The sequence below is a fragment of the Microbacterium esteraromaticum genome (assembly GCF_014084045.1).
GTDB lineage: Bacteria > Actinomycetota > Actinomycetes > Actinomycetales > Microbacteriaceae > Microbacterium > Microbacterium esteraromaticum_D.
The window spans coordinates 1,165,133-1,185,072 of record NZ_CP043732.1; the positions used below are offsets into that span (position 1 = coordinate 1,165,133).

Annotated in this window: 20 protein-coding genes; 9 read left to right on the plus strand and 11 right to left on the minus strand. The window is 65.5% G+C overall.

The genetic code is table 11. The annotated features are described in order from the left end of the window. Positions 1 to 36 precede the first annotated feature (36 nt). Together trxB and trxA are read left to right on the plus strand one after the other, a co-directional pair. Positions 37 to 1,011: a thioredoxin-disulfide reductase gene (gene trxB, locus FVO59_RS05580; protein WP_182255516.1), complete on the plus strand. Its 975-nt coding sequence runs from the start codon at positions 37 to 39 to the stop codon at positions 1,009 to 1,011. Positions 1,012 to 1,102: 91 nt separating this feature from the next. Next, a complete protein-coding gene (trxA, locus tag FVO59_RS05585; RefSeq protein ID WP_182255518.1) occupies positions 1,103 to 1,426 on the plus strand; it encodes a thioredoxin in 324 nt (107 codons plus the stop codon). A gap of 84 nt (positions 1,427 to 1,510) precedes the next feature. Here trxA and FVO59_RS05590 read toward each other — a convergent pair whose 3' ends face one another. From FVO59_RS05590 to rpmH, 11 genes are all read right to left on the minus strand, one after another. Continuing rightward, a complete protein-coding gene (locus FVO59_RS05590) occupies positions 1,511 to 1,801 on the minus strand; it encodes a tryptophan synthase subunit alpha (RefSeq protein ID WP_182255520.1) in 291 nt (96 codons plus the stop codon). A gap of 9 nt (positions 1,802 to 1,810) precedes the next feature. Further along, complete coding sequence (locus FVO59_RS05595; RefSeq protein WP_182255522.1) at positions 1,811 to 2,689, minus strand: ParB/Srx family N-terminal domain-containing protein; 879 nt, start codon at positions 2,687 to 2,689, stop codon at positions 1,811 to 1,813. A 94-nt stretch (positions 2,690 to 2,783) separates the two neighbouring features. Continuing rightward, complete coding sequence (locus FVO59_RS05600; protein ID WP_182256533.1) at positions 2,784 to 3,767, minus strand: ParB/RepB/Spo0J family partition protein; 984 nt, start codon at positions 3,765 to 3,767, stop codon at positions 2,784 to 2,786. Then, entirely contained in the window at positions 3,767 to 4,648 is an 882-nt protein-coding gene (locus FVO59_RS05605) for a ParA family protein (protein WP_182255524.1), read from the minus strand. Before FVO59_RS05605 ends, FVO59_RS05600 begins: the two co-directional genes overlap by 1 nt. 1,315 nt (positions 4,649 to 5,963) lie before the next feature. Next, positions 5,964 to 6,263 (minus strand): GIY-YIG nuclease family protein, encoded by a 300-nt coding sequence (locus FVO59_RS05610; protein ID WP_182255527.1) that lies wholly within the window; start codon positions 6,261 to 6,263, stop codon positions 5,964 to 5,966. A gap of 151 nt (positions 6,264 to 6,414) precedes the next feature. Continuing rightward, entirely contained in the window at positions 6,415 to 7,041 is a 627-nt protein-coding gene (rsmG, locus tag FVO59_RS05615; protein WP_182255529.1) for a 16S rRNA (guanine(527)-N(7))-methyltransferase RsmG, read from the minus strand. Between the two features lie 100 nt (positions 7,042 to 7,141). Then, the gene (locus tag FVO59_RS05620; protein WP_182255531.1) at positions 7,142 to 7,627 is read right to left on the minus strand and encodes a Jag family protein; all 486 of its coding nucleotides are present in this window, start codon (positions 7,625 to 7,627) and stop codon (positions 7,142 to 7,144) included. Further along, positions 7,627 to 8,637, minus strand: coding sequence for a membrane protein insertase YidC (yidC, locus tag FVO59_RS05625; RefSeq protein ID WP_182255533.1), 1,011 nt, complete (start codon positions 8,635 to 8,637; stop codon positions 7,627 to 7,629). Before yidC ends, FVO59_RS05620 begins: the two co-directional genes overlap by 1 nt. Positions 8,638 to 8,640: 3 nt before the next feature. After that, on the minus strand, positions 8,641 to 8,991 hold the full coding sequence (gene yidD / locus FVO59_RS05630; protein WP_182255535.1) for a membrane protein insertion efficiency factor YidD: 351 nt from the start codon (positions 8,989 to 8,991) through the stop codon (positions 8,641 to 8,643). Further along, positions 8,988 to 9,338 (minus strand): ribonuclease P protein component, encoded by a 351-nt coding sequence (rnpA, locus tag FVO59_RS05635; protein WP_182255538.1) that lies wholly within the window; start codon positions 9,336 to 9,338, stop codon positions 8,988 to 8,990. The genes yidD and rnpA overlap by 4 nt, the downstream gene beginning before the upstream one ends. Positions 9,339 to 9,345: 7 nt before the next feature. Next, positions 9,346 to 9,483 (minus strand): 50S ribosomal protein L34, encoded by a 138-nt coding sequence (gene rpmH, locus FVO59_RS05640; RefSeq protein WP_022879826.1) that lies wholly within the window; start codon positions 9,481 to 9,483, stop codon positions 9,346 to 9,348. 342 nt (positions 9,484 to 9,825) lie between these two features. Here rpmH and dnaA point away from each other — a divergent pair, with 342 nt between their 5' ends. From dnaA to FVO59_RS05675, 7 genes are all read left to right on the plus strand, one after another. Continuing rightward, the gene (gene dnaA / locus FVO59_RS05645; protein WP_182255540.1) at positions 9,826 to 11,223 is read left to right on the plus strand and encodes a chromosomal replication initiator protein DnaA; all 1,398 of its coding nucleotides are present in this window, start codon (positions 9,826 to 9,828) and stop codon (positions 11,221 to 11,223) included. A 418-nt stretch (positions 11,224 to 11,641) separates the two neighbouring features. Beyond that, entirely contained in the window at positions 11,642 to 12,784 is a 1,143-nt protein-coding gene (gene dnaN, locus FVO59_RS05650; RefSeq protein ID WP_182255542.1) for a DNA polymerase III subunit beta, read from the plus strand. Positions 12,785 to 12,837: 53 nt separating this feature from the next. After that, positions 12,838 to 14,019 (plus strand): DNA replication/repair protein RecF, encoded by a 1,182-nt coding sequence (recF, locus tag FVO59_RS05655; protein WP_182255544.1) that lies wholly within the window; start codon positions 12,838 to 12,840, stop codon positions 14,017 to 14,019. Further along, positions 14,012 to 14,497, plus strand: a complete 486-nt coding sequence (locus FVO59_RS05660) for a DciA family protein (RefSeq protein WP_182255546.1) — start codon at positions 14,012 to 14,014, stop codon at positions 14,495 to 14,497. The genes recF and FVO59_RS05660 overlap by 8 nt, the downstream gene beginning before the upstream one ends. Positions 14,498 to 14,614: 117 nt before the next feature. Next, on the plus strand, positions 14,615 to 16,663 hold the full coding sequence (gyrB, locus tag FVO59_RS05665) for a DNA topoisomerase (ATP-hydrolyzing) subunit B (protein ID WP_182255548.1): 2,049 nt from the start codon (positions 14,615 to 14,617) through the stop codon (positions 16,661 to 16,663). 193 nt (positions 16,664 to 16,856) lie between these two features. Continuing rightward, the gene (gene gyrA / locus FVO59_RS05670; RefSeq protein ID WP_182255550.1) at positions 16,857 to 19,424 is read left to right on the plus strand and encodes a DNA gyrase subunit A; all 2,568 of its coding nucleotides are present in this window, start codon (positions 16,857 to 16,859) and stop codon (positions 19,422 to 19,424) included. A gap of 21 nt (positions 19,425 to 19,445) precedes the next feature. Then, the gene (locus FVO59_RS05675; RefSeq protein ID WP_182255552.1) at positions 19,446 to 19,850 is read left to right on the plus strand and encodes a DUF3566 domain-containing protein; all 405 of its coding nucleotides are present in this window, start codon (positions 19,446 to 19,448) and stop codon (positions 19,848 to 19,850) included. Positions 19,851 to 19,940: the final 90 nt, after the last annotated feature.

A 19,940-nucleotide genomic window follows, 5' to 3' on the forward strand; every position in this document is an offset into this window, starting at 1 on the left:
CACGCGCCTGCCCGACATCCCGCTTTAGGAGAGCACATGCGTCAGGTCATCATCATCGGCTCCGGCCCCGCCGGATTCACCGCCGCGATCTACGCCGCGCGCGCCAACCTCACGCCGCTGCTGGTCGCCAGCACCGTCGAGGTCGGCGGCGAGCTGATGAACACGACCGACGTCGAGAACTTCCCCGGGTTCCCCGAGGGCATCCAGGGCCCCGACCTGATGGCCAAGCTGCAGGCCCAGGCCGAGAAGTTCGGCACCGAGGTGCTGTACGACGACGTCACCGAACTGCAGCTCGACGGCCCGGTCAAGAAGGTCATCCTCGGCAGCGGTGCGGTGCACGAGGCGTCCACCGTCATCTACGCGACCGGATCGGCCTACCGCAAGCTCGGCATCGAGGGCGAAGAGCGGCTCTCGGGCTACGGAGTCTCGTGGTGCGCGACGTGCGACGGCTTCTTCTTCCGCGAGAAGGAGATCGCGGTCGTAGGCGGCGGCGACTCCGCGATGGAAGAGGCGACCTTCCTCACCCGCTTCGCATCGAAGGTGTACGTCATCCACCGCAAGGACAGCCTGCGCGCCTCGAAGATCATGCAGGAGCGGGCGTTCGCGAACGAGAAGATCGAGTTCATCTGGAACAGCACCGTCGACGAGATCCTCGGCGGCGACTCGGTGAACGGCGTTCGGCTGCGTTCGACGGTCGACGACTCGACCCGCGAGCTCGCCCTCGACGGCGTGTTCGTCGCGATCGGAAACGACCCGCGCACCCACCTCGTGCACGACAAGCTGCAGCTCACCGACGCCGGCACGATCTGGGTCGACGGTCGCTCGTCGCGCACCTCGGTTCCCGGCGTGTTCGCCGCAGGCGACGTGATCGACCCCACCTACCGCCAGGCCGCCACCGCAGCCGGGTCGGGTGTGGTCGCCGCCCTCGACGCAGAGCACTTCATCGCCGATCTCGAAGACGCCTCGGTCGAAGAGCCGGCCGCCGTCGCAGCGGAGATCATCGTCGGCTGACCGCCCGGCCGTGACCGCGGCCCGCGGCCACGGGAACACAATCCTCCCCTCTGACGTTTGATCAGGTGGACACCGAACAAGGAGACAATCCATGACCGCCAAGGCAACCACTCAGGCAACCTGGGAGCAGGACGTCCTGCAGGCCGACGGACCCGTGCTGGTCGACTTCTGGGCCGCATGGTGCGGACCGTGTCGCATGGTCGCGCCCGTGCTCGACGAGATCCAGGCCGAGCATCCCGACAAGATCACGATCCTCAAGCTCAACGTCGACGAGAACCCTGACCTGGCCATGAAGTACCAGATCACCTCGATCCCGGCGATGAAGGTGTTCCAGGGCGGTGAGGTCAAGACGACCATCATCGGCGCCAAGCCGAAGTTCGCCCTCGAGCAGGACCTCGCGCCGTTCATCGGCTGATCCCGATCTCTCGGAAAGCGCCCGTCACCGCATGGTGGCGGGCGCTCCTGCATCCGGATGCCAGGGCGCGGCGGTCCTGAGCGGCTACGCCGTGAGCATCCGCCACACGGTCGGGCTCAGCTCGGGGTACTCGTGCGCGATGCTGCGCAGCACGAGGTCGTTCCACCGAGGATCACGCGGATTCCCCCCGCGGTCCTCGTAGACGTCGGTGCGCAGCAGCAGCACCACCAGCTCGTCGACCGACGGCAGCTCGGACATGAAGTCCCACGGGTCCTCCCCGCCGCGCAGGCGCTCGTGCACCAGCACCGAGCGCTCGTCTCCCGCCTCCGCGCGCAGCACTTCCAGGCTCGCGCGGCGGGGGAATGAGGGGATCACCAGACAATTCTACGAGCGGTGCGCGTGCTCGGGGCCGCGATGCGCGGGGTGGATGCCGTGCAGCTGGCGGAACTCGAGTGCATATGCGAGGCGACCGGGTCGCGGGCTCTCGTAGGGTGCCGACAGACGGCCGAAGGCGCCCTCCCCCTTCGCCGCTCCGTCGTTCCAGCGCGGCAGCGCGCCCAGATCGGCCGCGGTCAGGTCGCCTGAGATGCGGGCATCCGGACGCAGCGAAGCCTGCGCGCGCGTCACCCGCTCGACGAGGTCGAGGTACGCATCGTGCTCGTGACGGATCCGAAGATCGATGTCGGTCTCGGTCCGAAGCCATTCGGCCCAGTGGAACTCCTGGAACGGCACGTCCGTCGAACGGTAGCCGATCCCCCGGGCGAAGTAGAGCAGGCTTCTCAGCTCATCGTCGCCGAAGTCGGCGAGAGCGAGCGATGCCGGCAGATCAGCGGGTGCGATCGTCCGCCCCTCGGCGTCTTTCAGGTGCGTCCAGCCGTGCCGCCGCATCGTCGCCCAGAACACATCGGGTGTCGCGTCGGACAGGTCGGCGACGAGTCGCAGCTTCACACGCGCGTCGGGACCGCCGTCGGCCATCTCGGCGAGTGTGGTGAACGTATGGTGTCCGTCGGTGAGGTACAGCTGTGATCCGGGGCCGATGACCGCGGTCTTGGTGCGCGTACGCGGGTCGGAGCGCCCTTTCGCCTCGGGGGCGTTCTTGCCGAGGGTGTAGCGACCCAGCTTGCTGCAGATCTCGTCGAATCCGAGGGTCGACTGAGTCGGGTGGAGGTCGGAGAGGGGTGCGACGACGACATCGCCGACGCGCGGCCGAGCAGCGTCCGACTGCTCCCGCGCGCGACCTCCTCGAGCAGAACCTCTTCGCACAGGAAGAGGGTTCCGGATGCGCGTGAACGTCCCCTTAACGGCAGATGAGCACCGGCGATGTGCCGGCGCTCATCTGCTCTGCAGCCGATCGGGCTCAGCGCGAGCCGAACTCATCCTCGCCGAGCTCGGCGAGGATGCGGTTGAGATCCTGAATCGACGCGAATTCGATCTTGAGCTGGCCTTTTCGCGCGCCGAGGGCGATCTGCACCCGCGTGTTCAGGCGATCGCCGAGCTTCTGCGACACCTCATCGAGGTAGGCACGACGCGCGCCAGCGGTGGGCTTGCTCGCGGATCCGGGGGTGGTCGGCAGCGTCTTGGCGGCGGCCTCGGTGGCTCGCACCGAGAGGTCCTCGTTCACGACCTTGTCGGCAAGTCGCTGCATCTGCTCGGGCGTCTCGACCGAGAGGATCGCCCGGGCATGGCCGGCCGAGAGGACGCCTGCAGCCACGCGCTGCTGCACGGGGACGGGCAGGCGCAGCAGGCGGATCGTGTTGCTGATCTGCGGACGCGAGCGGCCGATGCGGGCGGCGAGCTCCTCCTGAGTGATGCCGAAGTCCTCGAGCAGCTGCTGATAGGCCGAGGCCTCTTCGAGCGGGTTGAGCTGCGATCGGTGCAGGTTCTCGAGCAGGGCGTCACGGAGCAGGTCTTCGTCCGCCGTCTCGCGGAGGATCGCGGGGATCGTCTCCAGGCCGGCTTCGCGTGCGGCGCGCGTACGACGCTCGCCCATGATCAGCTCGTACTCGCCGTCCGCGTTCTCGCGGACGATCACCGGCTGGAGCACTCCGAACTCGCGGACGCTGTGCACGAGCTCGGCGAGGTGGTCCTCGTCGAAGTGCGTACGCGGCTGACGCGGGTTCGGGACGATCCTGTTCGGGTCGACCTGGATCAGCCGGACACCTGGCACCTGCGACAGTTCGGCGTCATCTGCGGCAGAGGTGCTTTCGTCAGGCTGTGCGGGAGTGGCATCCGTCTTGACCTTCACCGCACCAGGGAAGAAGACGTCGACCGGACGCTCCGCCTGATCCGTCGTCGGAATGAGTGCTCCGATCCCCCGACCGAGTCCCGTGCGCTTCGCCATCATGCTCCCTTGTTCTGCGCGGCGGATTCCTTGCGCTGCGCGATCTCGACTGCTGCTTCCCGGTAGGCGACGGCGCCGGCCGACGTGCCGTCATAGGAGATGACGGTCTGTCCGAAGCTCGGCGCCTCCGATACCCGCACGGAACGGGGGATCACGGCGTTGAGCACCTGCTGCGGGAAGTGGGTTCGCACCTCGTCGGCGACCTGCTGGGCGAGGCGCGTGCGCGCGTCGTACATCGTGAGCAGGATCGTCGACAGGTGGAGTTCGGGGTTCAGATGCTTCTGGATCATCTGAATGCTGCCGAGCAGCTGACTCAGGCCCTCGAGCGCGTAATACTCGCACTGGATGGGGATGAGCACCTCGGATGCCGCGGTGAACGCGTTGATCGTGAGGAGTCCGAGTGAGGGCGGGCAGTCGATGATGACGAAGTCGACGGGGTTCTCACGGAGGTACTCCTCCAGTGCTCGCCGAAGTCGGAACTCTCGGGCGACCTGCGACACCAGCTCGATCTCGGCACCTGCGAGGTGGATGGTGCTGGGTGCGCAGCGGAGGTTCTCGGACTCGGGGCTGTCTTGAACGATCTCGCCGAATGGGAGGTCGTTGATCAGCACGTCGTAGATGCTCTTCGTGTCTGCCGAGTGGGCGACCCCGAGGGCCGTCGAGGCGTTGCCTTGCGGATCGAGGTCGATGACCAGCACCTTCGCACCCAGATCTGCGAGAGCGGATGCCAGATTGACCGCGGTCGTCGTCTTGCCGACGCCACCCTTCTGATTCGACACCGTGAAGACACGAGTGTCGCCGCTGAACTGGACGTCAACCGCCTTGAGAGCCTTGCGTCGAGACGAGAGGTCTGCGAGCTCCCGGGCAAGCGGGGTATCCATCCCGAAATCCTGGTTCGGCGATGCGTTGTCGGATGGTTTCACGTGAAACATCGACTCCTTTCGGGACCGTCCTCCACTCTACGTGATCCCTCCCCCACTCACTGAGCCCCGGCCTCACGCCTCTGTCATTGAGCGATGAGCAGACGTTTCGACTCCCCGCGGTCGCTCCCCCCCGGTCATTGAGCGAGGAGCGCAGCGACGAGGAAGACGGGTCGACTCGCTGTGGCCCCCGGTCATTGAGCGAGGAGCGCAGCGACGAGTCGAAATGCCCCAGGAAAGGACGTTTCGACTCCCTGCGCTCGCTCCCCGGTCATTGAGCGAGGAGCGCAGCGACGAGACGAAATGAACCAGCCCGCAAGCAAAGACGTTTCGACTCGCTTCGCTCGCTCAACGACCGGGAGTACTCGCACACCTGGCACCAAATGGCGAGCGCCGACATGGGACCCATGTTTCACGTGAAACACCGATCCCCCGGTCATTGAGCGAGGAGCGCAGCGACGAGACGAATGCCCCGTGAAGATTGAAGACGTTTCGACTCGCTTCGCTCGCTCAACGACCGAGGCAATCCCCATTACCGGTCATTGAGTGAGGAGCGCAGCGACGAGACGAAATGAACCAGCCCGCAGGCAAGGACGTTTCGACTCGCTTCGCTCGCTCAACGACCGGGAGTACTCACACCCCGGCACCGAAGGGCGAGCGCAGCCATGGAACCCATGTTTCACGTGAAACACCGATCCCCCGGTCATTGAGCGAGGAGCGCAGCGACGAGACGAATGCCCCGTGAAGATTGAAGACGTTTCGACTCGCTTCGCTCGCTCAACGACCGAGGCAATCCCCATTACCGGTCATTGAGTGAGGAGCGCAGCGACGAGACGAAATGAACCAGCCCGCAGGCAAGGACGTTTCGACTCGCTTCGCTCACTCAACGGCCGAGGGCACTCCCCTTCCCCGGTCATTGAGCGAGGAGCGCAGCGACGAGTCGAAATGGCCCAGCCCGCAGGTAGGGCCGTTTCGACTCGCTTCGCTCGCTCAACGACCGGGGAGTAACTCGCGCCCGGTACGAAATGACGAGCGCGCAGCCTTGGATACGTGTTTCACGTGAAACACCGCATCCCCGGTCATTGAGCGAGGAGCGCAGCGACGAGACGAAAGGCCCCAGCCTGCAGAGAAGGGACGTTTCGACTCGCTTCGCTCGCTCAACGACCGGGGGTACTCACACCTCGGCAGGAAGAGCGAGCGCAGCCAAGGGACCGATGTTTCACGTGAACGAGACGAAATGCGCTCGCTTAACGACCGATGCACCCGGCTCCCCCGGTCACCGTCGTGCGCGCAGGGCCCGCTCTCGGGCACTCCACCCCTTGATGGCATCGAATCCGCCCTCGATGAAGGCGAGTCGCTTTGCGTGGCTCCACCCATGAATCTGCTTCTCAAGCGCGAATGCCTCGTCAATGCGGTCGAACTCTGCGAACCATTCGAGTTCGACGGGGCGTCGACTGGTGGTGTAGTCGCTTCCCAATCCCTGCTGATGAGCTTCGATTCGATCGTCGAGGTGCTTGGTGCTGCCCGCATAGAAGGTCCCATCGGAGCAGCGAAGTACGTAGGTGAACCCGGTCATTCACGGAATCTAGCGCCGTAGGCATGGGGCGGTACCTGGCGGGTGCGCGGATGTGGAGAACCGGACGATCCGCCGCGCCACGCAGAACGGGCGTTTCGACTCGCTGCGCTCGCTCAACGACCGGGGGGCCCGCTCGCGCATCGACCGGGGGTCAGGCGCGGACGCGGGCGCGGACCACACGGGTGGTCTCGGAGAGGATGTCCTCCCCCAGCACCTGTACCGAGACGTCGGTCACCTTGTGCTTCCGGAGCACCTTCTGTGCTGACTCGATCTCCGCCGGCACATTGTGCCCCTTGAGCAGGATCAGTTCGCCGCCATCTTTCGCCAGTGGTGCCGTGATCGGCACCAGTGTGCGCATCGCGCTCACTGCCCTGGCGGTGACCACATCGAACTCCAGTCCGACATCTTCCGCGCGGGCGCGCATCACCTTCACGTTGTCGAGACCGAGCGCATCCACCTGCTCGTTCAGCCAGGTCACTCGACGGTCCATCGGCTCGATCAGAGTCCAGTGCACATCGGGGCGGCTGATCGCGAGCACAAGGCCGGGAAGACCCGCGCCCGATCCCACGTCGGCAACCGATCCATGGAAGAGAGGGGCAGCGATCGCCGAATTCAGGATGTGCCGGGTCCAGATGCGCGGAAGCTCGAGAGGACCGATCAGTCCCCGAAGCTCGCCCTCCGCCACCAGCGCCTCAGTGAACTGACGCGCCAGATCGATACGGTCACCGAACAGCTCTGCTGCGACCGCGGGTTCGGACTCGACGGTGGGGTTGTCCATGTGGGGATCCTAGGTCTTTGGGAGACAACGGATGAGATCTGGGCGCTTCAACCCGCTTCGACCGCTTCAGCGATCGGAATGTTCCACGTGAAACATCGCGTCAACCGCGCGAGATCACCGTGTGCCGGTCGGCACCCTCGCCGTACGACTCCGACGTCAGTCCACGATCGGAGACGATGTCGTGCACCAGCTTGCGCTCGTAGCTCGACATCGAGGGCAGGGATGCCTGCCTGGCTCCCTCATCGAGCTTCGCAACAGCGGCATCCACCAGCTGCTCGAGCTGGCGGCGACGGGTATCGCGCGATCCCCCGATGTCGAGGATCAGACGGGAGAACGTTCCGGTCTTGCTCTGAACGGCCAGCCGGGTCAGTTCCTGCAGTGCCTGCACCGTGTCGGGCGCGGACAGCACAGACAAGCCGTTGCCCTCCGCTTCGACCGAAACATAGGCGCGGCCCTGGCGCACATCGAGATTGAGGTCACCGTCGATGTCGGCGATGTCGAGCAGCTCCTCGATGAAGTCAGCGGCGACATCGCCCTCGTGCTCGAGCTCTTCGACCGACGGCGCGGCCTTCACGTCATCGGTCATCAGTTGGAGCCCTTCTTCTTCGCACGCTTCTTGCTCATCGGCTGCTCACGCTTCGGAGCCTCGGCCTTCGCCTTCTCGAGCTCCTCGAGCTTGCGCTGCTCCTCAGCCTCGTACACCGCGATCGGAACGACCTTGCCCTGCGCATTGATCGCCTTGCCCTTGCGAGCAAGACGCTCCTCGCGCGCCTTCGCCGCCTCGGAACCGGGGGTCGGCATCTCGCGGATCACGAGGAACTGCTGCGCCATGGTCCACAGGTTCGACACGAACCAGTACATGACGACGCCGAGCGGGAAGAACACGCCCGAGAAGATGAAGCCCAGCGGCAGCACGTAGAGCATGATCTTCTGCATCTGGTACGCCTGGCCGGTCTTGGCCTCTGGCGACAGGTTCTTCGAGATGATCTGCAGCTGGGTGAAGAACTGCGAGACGATCATCAGCACGACCAGCGTGGCGAGCAGGATGATCGCCGTCATGTTCTGCGACTCCCACGCGACGCTGAGCGTCTCGTGCAGTGACACGGAGCCGAACAGCTTGGCGTCATAGAACTGCTGAGTGAGCTCATTGCTGAGCAGGCCCACACCAGCGAAGTCGGAATTCTTCGCGATCTTCTGCACGTCGTTCAGCACGCTGAAGAGCGCAAAGAAGATCGGCATCTGCACCAGCAGCGGAAGGCAGCTCGACATCGGCGTCGTGCCGTGCTTCTTGTAGAGCGCCATGGTCTCGCGGCTCATCGCCTCGCGAGAGAGCTGATCCTTCTTGCCGCGATACTTCTCCTGGACTTTTCGCAGTTCAGGAGCGATTTCCATCATCTTGCGCTGGCTCTTGATCTGCTTCACGAACAGCGGGAAGACCGCCGCGCGCACCACGATCACCAGACCGACGATCGACAGCACCCAGGTCATTCCGTCGGCCGGCGCCATTCCGATCGCCGTGAACAGCCAGTGCCACGCAACGAGAATGAGCTCAACAGCCCATTTCAGCGGCCACAGGATGATTCCCAGGAAGTCCACTGTTCAGTCCTTTCGAGCAGGTACGACGAACCCGCGCGGGGTCAGTTCGTATCGGAAATGAGCATGGGGCTTGACGTCGTCGACGCCGCCCTTGCTCCACGGATTGCAACGCAGGATGCGCCAGACGGAGAGCACTGCTCCCCACACGGCGCCGTTCTGCTGAACCGCCCCTACAGCGTACGCGGAACAGGACGGGTAATACCTGCACACGTCGCCATACAGCGGTGAGATCACAGCCCGGTAGAGGGCCAGGAAGGCCAGCGCGAGATTGCGCGGAAGCAGCGCGATGCCGCGCAGCAGATCGGATGCCCGGAACCGCGCCGTTCCGAAGGCGTACGACGGCAGCGCGCTCATGCGCGTGCCGACCCGGACAGCACGCGGCGCAGGCAGCGTTCGACGTCGATCCGAAGAGACGCGAAGTCCGCGGAGGCGGATGCAGGAAGGGCACGGATGACGACATCCGTGCCCTCGGGAACCATGTCGATGAACTCCGCGCACACGGCCTTGAGGCGTCGGCGAACGGTGTTGCGAACCACGGCGGTTCCTACCTGCTTGCTGATGATGAACCCGAACCGGGGAGCCCGCTGATCAGCGCCACGAAGCACTGAGGTGATCAGACGCGGTCCGCCGCATCGTGTGCCCCGACGGACCACCTGTCGGTAGTCGACGCCGCGAGTCAGTCGATTCGGCCGGGCGAGCACTGAGCTGTCAGGCCGAGAGCTCGGTGCGGCCCTTCGCGCGGCGAGCCGAGAGGATGGCGCGGCCGGCGCGGGTGCGCATGCGGGCGCGGAAGCCGTGCTTCTTGGCGCGACGACGGTTGTTGGGCTGGAAGGTGCGCTTGCTCATGGAATCACTCCGGGAATGGTGTCACCGGGTCTAAGCATCCGGAGACAGGGGGTACTGCCTAAATGGCATAAGTCAACCGATTAAGGGTACGACCTGCCGACGCGCAGGGCAAATCAGCCCCCGGATGCCAGGACGGTCCGCGCCGGATCCCGCCGTGCTGCCGTGGAGTTGCGCACACCCATTATCCACAACTGTGGAGATCGGCCGGTCTTGCGACACACCCGCATGTTTCCGCGGGCGGCTTGCTGTTAACCGCGGCGGTGACTACCGTGGCATGCGACGTTATCCACAGGGGGAGACCACGCTTCACGCGACCTTTCCACAACTTCGCCCCGGAGCACCATGACCTCTGCCGCCCATCCCGATGTGCCGATCTGGTCGATTCTGCTCGAGCGACTCGGGGATGACGAGCGGGTCAGTCCCCAGCTGCGGGGCTTCCTGAGCCTGGTCGTGCCTGCCGGGGTCATGGGAGGCGTGCTGTATCTCGACGTGCCGAACGATCTCACCGCGGCGCAGATCAACAAGCGCCTGCGAGTGCCGATGATGGAGGCGCTCTCCGCCATCGGCGACGAGGTCACCTCGTACCGCACCGTCGTGAACCACGAGCTGATCGACCAGCCGACCGCCCCCATCGCCGTTCCGGAGTTCGCCGCCCCTGAACCCGCCCGCGTCGAATCGCCGATGGAGCAGCAGCAGCCCGCTCCCCTGCGCCACGAGTCGCGCCTGAACCCGAAGTACACCTTCGACAACTTCGTCATCGGACAGTCCAACCGCTTCGCGCATGCCGCCGCGGTCGCGGTCGCCGAGGCGCCGGCGAAGGCATACAACCCGCTGTTCATCTACGGCGACTCCGGCCTCGGCAAGACGCACCTGCTGCACGCGATCGGCGACTACGCGCAGTCTCTGTACGCCGGGGTCAAGGTGCGGTACGTCTCGAGCGAGGAGTTCACGAACGACTTCATCAACTCGATCGCCAACAACCGCGGCGCGGCATTCCAGAGCCGGTACCGCGAGGTCGACATCCTGCTCATCGACGACATCCAGTTCCTGCAGGGTCGTGCCGAGACGCAGGAGGCGTTCTTCCACACCTTCAATCAGCTGCACGATCACAACAAGCAGGTCGTGATCACGAGCGACGTGGCACCCAAGCTGCTCACCGGATTCGAAGACCGCATGCGCAGCCGCTTCGAGTGGGGTCTGATCACCGACGTGCAGGCCCCCGACCTCGAGACGCGCATCGCGATCCTGCGCAAGAAGGCGCAGAGCGAGTCGCTGCACATCCCCGACGAGGTGCTCGAGTACATCGCCACCGTCGTGTCGTCCAACATCCGCGAACTCGAGGGCGCGCTCATCCGCGTCTCGGCCTTCGCCAGTCTCAACCGCTCGATGCTCGACATCTCGCTCGCGCAGACCGTGCTGCGCGACATCGTCGACACCACCGAGGACAACATCATCTCGCCGACCGACATCATCACGGCGACGGCGGCGTACTTCAAGCTCACCGTCGACGACCTGTACGGTTCGAGCCGCTCGCAGCAGATTGCGACCGCCAGGCAGATCGCGATGTACCTGTGCCGTGAGCGCACCAGCCTGTCGCTGCCGAAGATCGGTCAGCTGTTCGGCAATCGCGATCACACGACGGTGATGTACGCGGTGAAGAAGATCAGCGAGCTGATGAAAGAGCGCCGGTCGCTGTACAACCAGGTGACCGAGATCACCACTCAGATCAGCCGACGCTGACGACCCCGACACGCCTGATCCCGCGCGGAATCGCGCCGGTTCTCCGCAGCCCTTGTGGATAACTTGTGGAAACAATCGTCTCGGGATGCCCTCGCCATAACCGCCCTGTGGATAAGCGCGGAGGCCGGTCGAACGTCCAACACCCCCGAAACCCGCGGATTCCTCAGGGATTCCACATGTCACACGGATGTAGTTACCTACTCTCTGCTGATATCCACCGGGTTATCCACAGAATCCACAGTTGTTAACACCGTTAAGAGATCTCCATCATGTCGAGGGTCATTCGATGACCAGACGGATGTGGACGATCCGGCCCGATCGCCCGGATCGAGGTGGTGGACGGCTCGTCACCTGCGACTAGCATGGGATCGCCTGCAGTGCGCCCACTGCAGTCAGCAGGTACAACGAGGGAGCGCCCGTGAGGTTCCAGGTCAACCGCGATGTGTTCAGCGAGGCTGTGTCCTTCGTCGTCAAGCTGCTTCCGCAGCGCAATCCGCAGCCGATCCTCGCGGGTGTGCTCATCGAGGCATCCGGTGAGGGCCTCACCCTCTCCGCCTTCGACTACGAGGCATCCGCCCGCACCACGATCGAGGCGACCGTCGATGATCCGGGCACGATCCTCGTCCACGGGCGACTGCTGTCCGACATCGCCAGCCGGCTGCCGAACGCGCCGATCGAGATCGCGGTCGAGGAGGACGGCGGCGTCGCGGTCACCTGCGGTTCGGCACGCTTCACCCTCGCGGCCATGCCTGTCGAGGAATATCCCTCGATCCCCGAGGTCACCGGCTCGACCGGCGTCGTGCCGGCCGAGGACTTCGCCACGGCGATCGCCCAGGTCGCCTTCGCGGCATCGCGCGACGACGTCACCCCTGTGCTCACGGGCGTGCAGCTCGAGGTCGCCGATCACAACCTGAGTCTCGTCGCCACCGACCGCTACCGAGTCTCGCTGCGCGACGTGCCGTGGGACGGCGAGGTCGCCGAGCAGTCCGCACTCGTCCCCGCGCGCACCCTGACCGAGGTCGGCAAGACCTTCGCCCACGCGGGCAATATCGAGGTCGCGTTCTCGGGCGCCGGCGACCGCGAGATCATCGCCTTCACCGCGGGCAACAAGACGGTCACGTCTCTGCTGATCAAAGGCAACTTCCCGCCTGTGCGCCGGCTGTTCCCCGAGCAGACCGACCACTACGCGGTCGTCAACACCGCGGAGCTCATCGAGGCCGTCCGCCGCGTCGCCCTCGTGCTCGACCGCTCGGCACCGCTTCGGTTCACCTTCGGCGCCGACGGCGTGACGATGGATGCATCGGGCAGCGAGCAGGCACGGGCATCCGAGTCGGTCGATGCGCACCTCAACGGCGGCGACGATGTGACCCTCGGCCTCAACCCCCAGTACCTGCTCGAGGCGCTCGGTGCGGTCAAGAGCGAGTTCACCCGCGTGACCTTCACCTCGAGCGACAACGCCAACAAGCTGAGCCCCGTGCTGATCACCAGCCAGACCTCGGTCGATCAGGCCGGCCTCGACTCGTTCAAGTACCTGCTGCAGCCGAACCTCCTGCTGCGGTGAGGGCGGGTCGGCTCGCAGGAGCCGGTGTCGGGGCCCGAAGGTAGGCTGTACCGGTGATTGTGGAGCACCTGAACCTGGTCGATTTCCGCAATTATGCGACGGCCGATCTGACTCTCCACCGAGGCCCGAACGTGCTGGTCGGCAGCAACGGACAGGGCAAGACGAATCTCGCTGAGGCGATCGTCTTCCTCGCGACTCTCGGGTCTCACCGGGTCTCGTCGGACGCGCCGATGGTCAAGGACTCCCACGACTTCGCCGTCATCCGCGCCCGTCTGGCGCACGGAGAGCGCAAGGTGCTCGTCGAGGTGCAGCTGAACCGCCAGGGCTCGAACAAGGCGCGGATCAACGGATCGCCGTCGAAGACCAACGAGCTCCCGCGCTATGCGCACGTCGTGCTGTTCGCGCCTGAGGACCTGCAGATCGTACGGGGTGACCCTTCTTCCCGGAGAAGATTCGCTGATCAGATGCTGATTCAGCGCACACCCCGGATGGCAGGCGTCATCGCCGATTACGAACGTGTGCTCAAGCAGCGCACCGCGCTGCTCAAGTCGGCGCGCGCCCGCGGGGTGCGCGGAGAGGGCCTGTCGACCCTGGATGTCTGGGATGACAAGCTCATCGCCCTCGGTTCCGAGATCATCCACGCCCGGCTGCGTCTCGCTGCCGATCTGCAGGGACCGGTCGCCGATGCCTATGCCGCCATCGCCGGAGCCGACCATCGCCCGGAGCTCGAGTGGGCGCTGTCGGTGCGCGGCGGCGACCCGGAGGAGGACGATTCCGACGAGACGGACGAGACCCCGGACGCCAGGGGCGAGATCGCCGATCAGTTCCGCTCGGCGCTGCAGGCCAAGCGCGCGAAGGAGATCGAACGGGGCCTCACCCTCGTGGGTCCGCACCGCGACGACCTGATGCTGCGGGTGCGGGGCCTTCCGGTGAAGGGGTACGCGTCTCATGGCGAGTCATGGTCGGTCGCGCTCGCTCTGAGACTGGCGTCAGCCGAGCTGCTGCGCGCGGAGTCACCTGCCGGCGATCCGGTGCTCATCCTCGACGACGTCTTCGCCGAGCTCGACGCCGACCGCCGGCAGCGCCTCGCCGCGCTGACGGCGGGGTACGAGCAGGTCATCGTCACGGCGGCTGTCGAAGCCGACATCCCCGAGCCGCTGCATCGACACGTGGTGCGGATCAGCGCGGGCACCATCAGCGACGACCGCGAGTCGGAGGGGGATCCGGATGCCTGATCCGCAGCCGCCTGAGACGGTCGCGACGTACCTGCGCCTGCGAGGGCTGAAGCCGAGCGCGAAGAACTGGAAGCGCAAGAAGCGCATCGAGGCCGACGACGACAACGCTCCGTTCACCAAGGGGCGCGATCCCGGCACTCTCGGAGACGTGCTCGCCAAGCTCACGAAGGACTCGGGCTGGGAGAAGACTCTCGCCGCCGAGGATCTCGTGCGGCAGTGGGCCGAGCTCGCCGGGGCCGACACCGCGAAGCACTCCGAGCCCGTGTCGCTCGAGCGCGGGGTGCTCACGGTGAAGTGCGACTCGACGGCCTGGGCGAAGAACCTGCAGTTCATGCGGGCGGTGATCATGACCGAGATCGGCAACCGCTATCCGGATGCCGGAGTGCAGAACCTGCGCTTCATCGGACCGGACGTGCCGTCGTGGAAGTGGGGTCCGCGGGTCGTGCCGGGACGGGGTCCACGAGACACCTACGGGTAGGACACCACGCCCGCACCCTCAAGCGCTCAGAGGCGATCACACGGCGTTTGAGGCGCATATGCATCGGTGAAACCCACTAGAATGAGTAGGTACTTTCGATGTGGAGAACCATTCCTGATGACGCCTGAAGACAACGCCGACGACGCTTCGACAAGCTCAGCGACCGAGAACAGCTCCTCGAAGGTCTCCGGCGACTACGGTGCCGACCAGATCCAGATCCTCGAGGGCCTCGAGGCCGTCCGCAAGCGACCCGGCATGTACATCGGGTCCACCGGACCGCGCGGTCTGCATCACCTCGTGTACGAGATCGTCGACAACTCCGTCGACGAGGCGCTCGCCGGCCACGCCGACAACATCGAGGTCACCATCCTCGAGGACGGTGCGGTGCGCGTCGTCGACAACGGCCGCGGCATCCCGGTCGATCCGCACTCCTCCGACCCGAACAAGTCGACCGTCGAGGTGGTGCTGACCATCCTGCACGCCGGCGGCAAGTTCGGCGGTGGCGCTTATGCCGTCTCGGGCGGTCTGCACGGCGTCGGATCGTCGGTGGTCAACGCCCTCTCGACGCGCTTCGAGGTCGAGGTCAAGCAGAAGGGCTTCGTCTGGCGGCACAGCTTCGCCGACGGCGGCACCCCTCAGCAGAAGCTCGAGAAGGGCGAGGCGACCACCGAGACCGGGACGAGCATCACGTTCTGGCCGGATGCCGAGATCTTCACCGAGACGGTCGACTTCGACTACGACACGCTGCGCACCCGCTTCCAGCAGATGGCCTTCCTGAACAAGGGGCTGCGGATCGCCCTGCGCGATGAGCGTCCGGCATCCGCCGTGGAGGACGAGGTCGACGGAACCGTCGTCTCGCACCAGCCCTCCGAGGTGTTCCTCTACGAGCGCGGCCTGGTCGACTACGTCGAGTACCTCAACAAGGTGCGCAAGGCCGAGGTCGTCAACGACGAGATCATCGCATTCGAGTCGGAGGACACCGAGCGCAAGATCTCCCTCGAGCTCGCGATGCAGTGGACGACGTCGTACACCGAGAACGTGTTCACCTATGCGAACACGATCAACACGCACGAGGGCGGCACCCATGAAGAGGGCTTCCGGGCCGCGCTGACCAGCCTGGTCAACCGCTACGCCCGCGCGAACAACCTGCTCAAGGAGAAGGACGACAACCTCTCCGGCGACGATGTGCGCGAGGGCCTCACCGCGGTCATCTCGATCAAGCTGGGCGAGCCGCAGTTCGAGGGTCAGACGAAGACCAAGCTCGGCAACACCGAGGCGAAGGCGTTCACGCAGAAGATCGTGAACGACCAGCTCGGCGACTGGTTCGACCGCAACCCGCAGCAAGCGAAGAACGTCATCCGCAAGGCGATCGACGCCGCGACCGCCCGCATCGCAGCCCGCAAGGCACGCGAGACCGCCCGCCGCAAGAGCGTCTTCGAGTCCGCGGCCATGCCGGACAAGCTGAAGGACTGCACCAGCAAGGATCCGTCGATCAGCGAGATCTTCCTCGTCGAGGGCGATTCGGCCGGCGGCTCGGCCGTGCAGGGCCGCGACCCGCACACGCAGGCGATCCTCGCGCTGCGCGGCAAGATCCTGAACGTCGAGCGGGCGCGTCTCGATAAGGCGCTGGGCAACAAGGAGGTCCAGGCGATGATCCAGGCCTTCGGCACGGGCATCGGCGAGGACTTCGACATCGAGAAGGCCCGGTACCACAAGATCGTGCTGATGGCGGATGCCGATGTCGACGGCCAGCACATCACGACCCTGCTGCTCACGCTGCTGTTCCGCTACATGCGCGGGCTCATCGAGGCCGGTTTCGTGTACCTCGCGATGCCGCCGCTGTACCGCCTGAAGTGGTCGAACTCGCCGCACGAGTACGTCTACTCCGACGCCGAGCGCGATGCCCTGCTCGCGCACGGCGCCGAGAACGGCAAGCGTCTGCCGAAGGATGCCGGCGTTCAGCGCTACAAGGGTCTGGGCGAGATGAACGCCAAGGAGCTGTGGGAGACCACCATGGATCACACCACGCGCACCCTTCGCCAGATCACCATCGACGACGCCGCAGCGGCGGACGAGATCTTCAGCGTGCTGATGGGCGAGGACGTCGAGTCCCGGCGAACGTTCATCCAGCGCAACGCCAAGGACGTCCGCTTCCTCGACATCTAGTCCACACCTCCGCCATACACACACAAGGCCGCTGCTCGCGGTGGCTGAACACAGAAACTCAGGACGGAGGACTCTTCTCGGAGTGAGCATCGGGAGGGACCCGCGAAGCGGGAGGGACCCGCTCTGTGAAAGAAGAGAAGAGTCCGCAGTCCGGCACTAATCCGGCAACATCACGCGGGACAGAGAAGACGACATGACTGACGAAGAACGCCCCGACATCAACGAGGGTCACGAGCACGGCCGCATCAACCAGGTCGATCTGCAGTCCGAGATGCAGCGCTCGTACCTCGACTACGCGATGGCCGTCATCGTCGGCCGCGCGCTGCCCGATGTGCGCGACGGCCTGAAGCCCGTGCACCGCCGTGTGCTGTACGGCATGTACGACGGCGGCTTCCGCCCCGACAAGTCGTTCTCGAAGTGCGCCCGCGTGGTCGGCGAGGTGATGGGTCAGTACCACCCGCATGGTGACACCGCCATCTATGACACCCTCGTGCGGCTCGTGCAGCCGTGGTCGCTGCGCTACCCGCTCGCGCTCGGACAGGGCAACTTCGGCTCGCCGGGAAACATGGGCGCCGCGGCCCCCCGCTACACCGAGACGAAGATGGCCCCGCTCGCGCTCGAGATGGTGCGCGACATCGAAGAGGACACGGTCGACTTCTCGCCGAACTACGACGGTCAGACTCAGGAGCCCGATGTCCTGCCGGCGCGGTTCCCGAACCTGCTCGTCAACGGCTCGATCGGCATCGCGGTCGGCATGGCGACCAACATCCCGCCGCACAACTTGCGCGAGGTGTCGGCCGCTGCGCTCTGGGCCCTCGAGAACCCCAGCCTCCCCCGCGAGGAGCTGCTCGAGGGGCTCATCCAGCGCGTACCGGGCCCTGACTTCCCGACAGGCGCGCAGATCCTCGGCACCAAGGGCATCCACGAGGCGTACCGCACCGGCCGCGGATCGATCACGATGCGCGCGATCGTCGAGGTCGAAGAGATCCAGGGCCGCACCTGCCTCGTGATCACCGAGCTGCCCTACCAGGTCAACCCCGACAACCTCGCGGTGAAGATCGGCGACCTGGCCCGCGACGGCAAGATCACCGGCATCGCCGACATCCGCGACGAGTCCTCCGACCGAACCGGTCAGCGCCTCGTCGTCGTGCTCAAGCGCGACGCGGTCGCCAAGGTCGTGCTGAACAACCTGTACAAGCACACACAGCTGCAGGAGAACTTCGGCGCGAACATGCTCGCGATCGTCGACGGCGTGCCTCGCACGCTCGGACTCGACGGATTCATCACGCACTGGCTCGACCACCAGCTCGACGTCATCGTGCGCCGCACGACCTACCGCCTGCGCAAGGCGGAAGAGCGGATGCACATCCTGAAGGGCTATCTGAAGGCGCTCGACGCGCTCGACGAGGTCATCGCCCTGATCCGTCGTTCGCCGACGGTCGAGGAGGCGCGCGAGGGACTCAAGGTTCTGCTCGACATCGACAACGACCAAGCCGATGCGATCCTGCAGATGCAGCTGCGCCGCCTCGCGGCGCTCGAGCGGCAGAAGATCATCGACGAGGCGACCGAGCTCGAGGCGAAGATCGCCGACTACAAGGACATCATCGCCACCGAGTCGCGTCAGCGCGACATCGTGCGCACCGAGCTCACCGAGATCGTCGACCGGTTCGGCGACGAGCGCCGCACGCACATCCTGCACGGCTACGACGGCGACATGTCGATGGAGGACCTCATCCCCGTCGAGGAGATGGTCGTCACCGTCACCCGCGAGGGATACATCAAGCGCACCCGCAGCGACAACTACCGCTCGCAGCACCGAGGCGGCAAGGGAGTGAAGGGCGCACAGCTGCGCGCCGACGACCTCGTCGAGCACTTCTTCGTCACCACGACGCACCACTGGCTGCTCTTCTTCACCGACAAGGGCCGCGTCTACCGCACCAAGACCTACGAGGTGCCGGAAGCGGGACGGGATGCCAAGGGACAGCACGTCGCCAATCTTCTCGCCCTGCAGCCCGACGAGAAGATCGCCCAGGTGCTCGCCATCAGCGATTACCAGGCGAAGGACTACCTGGTGCTCGCCACGCGCAGCGGCCTGGTGAAGAAGACCCGCCTCGGCGACTACGACACCAACCGCCAGGGCGGTGTCATCGCCATCCGCCTGCGCGAGACCGACGAGCTGGTCAGTGCGAAGCTGGTCAACTCCGACGACGACATCCTTCTCATCAGTGCGAAGGGCATGTCGGTGCGCTTCCACGCGACCGACGAGGCGCTTCGTCCGATGGGACGCGCGACCGAGGGTGTTCGGGGCATGAAGTTCAAGGATGACGAGGACTGCCTGCTCTCGGCATCCATCGTCTCCGACGACTCCTTCGTGTTCACCGTCACCGACGGCGGGTACGCGAAGCGCACCGACGCCTCCGAGTACAAGGTGCAGAAGCGCGGTGGAACGGGCATCAAGGTCGCCAAGCTGAGCGACGAGCGAGGCGTCCTCGCGGGCGGTCTCATCGTCTCGGAGGACGACGAGGTCTTGGTGGTTCTGTCCAGCGGCAAGGTGGTACGCTCTGCCGTGGCCGAGGTGCCGGCGAAGGGCCGAGACACGATGGGAGTCGTGTTCGCCCGTATGTCCGGCGATGACCGCATCCTCGCCGTCGCACGCAACAGCGAGCGCGGCATCGACGAGGAGGACGAGTCGGAGGCTGAGACCTCGGATCCCCAGAACCCCACCGCGCAGCCCCCCGCCGCGGAGATCCCCGAAGCCTGAGACCGAAGAGAGCACTGACACATGAGCACAGTCGCTGACAAGCTGGCGAAGAAGTCCACGCGCAAGACCGGCGGCAAGCAGGTGCGCCTGCGCCTGGTCTACGTCGACTTCTGGTCGGCCGTGAAGCTGTCGTTCCTCGGAGCGGTGGCGCTGGCGATCGTGACCATGGTCTCGTTCTTCCTCGTCTTCATGGTGCTGCAGGCGACCAATGTCATCGGCCAGACCGGTGAGTTCCTCGACACGCTGACTGACGGCGCCGTCGACCTCCAGAGCCTCATCGGGCTGCCGCAGGTCATGGCGTTCGGCGCGGTCGTGTCGATCCTGAACCTCATCGTCTTCACCGTGCTCGGCGCGGTCATCGCGGGCATCTACAACCTGGCCGTGAAGGTGACGGGCGGACTGCTCGTCGGGTTCATGTCGAACTAGTCTCCATTCGCGTCGGCGTCGGCGCGGGCTCGGCCTGCGTCGGCGCGGTGAGAAGTCAGAAGAGCATCTCCGGATGCTCTGTCACGTGCG

What these genes read in the sequence shown, in the direction of transcription:
- FVO59_RS05600 (WP_182256533.1), bottom strand. Translation starts at nt 3,767, where the DNA reads ATGGCGAAGCGCACGGGACTCGGTCGGGGGATCGGAGCACTCATTCCG.
- FVO59_RS05660 (WP_182255546.1), top strand. Translation starts at nt 14,012, where the DNA reads ATGCCTGATCCGCAGCCGCCTGAGACGGTCGCGACGTACCTGCGCCTG.
- FVO59_RS05620 (WP_182255531.1), bottom strand. Translation starts at nt 7,627, where the DNA reads ATGACCGATGACGTGAAGGCCGCGCCGTCGGTCGAAGAGCTCGAGCAC.
- trxA (WP_182255518.1), top strand. Translation starts at nt 1,103, where the DNA reads ATGACCGCCAAGGCAACCACTCAGGCAACCTGGGAGCAGGACGTCCTG.
- FVO59_RS05675 (WP_182255552.1), top strand. Translation starts at nt 19,446, where the DNA reads ATGAGCACAGTCGCTGACAAGCTGGCGAAGAAGTCCACGCGCAAGACC.
- rpmH (WP_022879826.1), bottom strand. Translation starts at nt 9,483, where the DNA reads ATGAGCAAGCGCACCTTCCAGCCCAACAACCGTCGTCGCGCCAAGAAG.
- gyrB (WP_182255548.1), top strand. Translation starts at nt 14,615, where the DNA reads ATGACGCCTGAAGACAACGCCGACGACGCTTCGACAAGCTCAGCGACC.
- trxB (WP_182255516.1), top strand. Translation starts at nt 37, where the DNA reads ATGCGTCAGGTCATCATCATCGGCTCCGGCCCCGCCGGATTCACCGCC.
- dnaA (WP_182255540.1), top strand. Translation starts at nt 9,826, where the DNA reads ATGACCTCTGCCGCCCATCCCGATGTGCCGATCTGGTCGATTCTGCTC.
- FVO59_RS05610 (WP_182255527.1), bottom strand. Translation starts at nt 6,263, where the DNA reads ATGACCGGGTTCACCTACGTACTTCGCTGCTCCGATGGGACCTTCTAT.
- FVO59_RS05605 (WP_182255524.1), bottom strand. Translation starts at nt 4,648, where the DNA reads ATGGATACCCCGCTTGCCCGGGAGCTCGCAGACCTCTCGTCTCGACGC.
- yidD (WP_182255535.1), bottom strand. Translation starts at nt 8,991, where the DNA reads ATGAGCGCGCTGCCGTCGTACGCCTTCGGAACGGCGCGGTTCCGGGCA.
- rsmG (WP_182255529.1), bottom strand. Translation starts at nt 7,041, where the DNA reads ATGGACAACCCCACCGTCGAGTCCGAACCCGCGGTCGCAGCAGAGCTG.
- gyrA (WP_182255550.1), top strand. Translation starts at nt 16,857, where the DNA reads ATGACTGACGAAGAACGCCCCGACATCAACGAGGGTCACGAGCACGGC.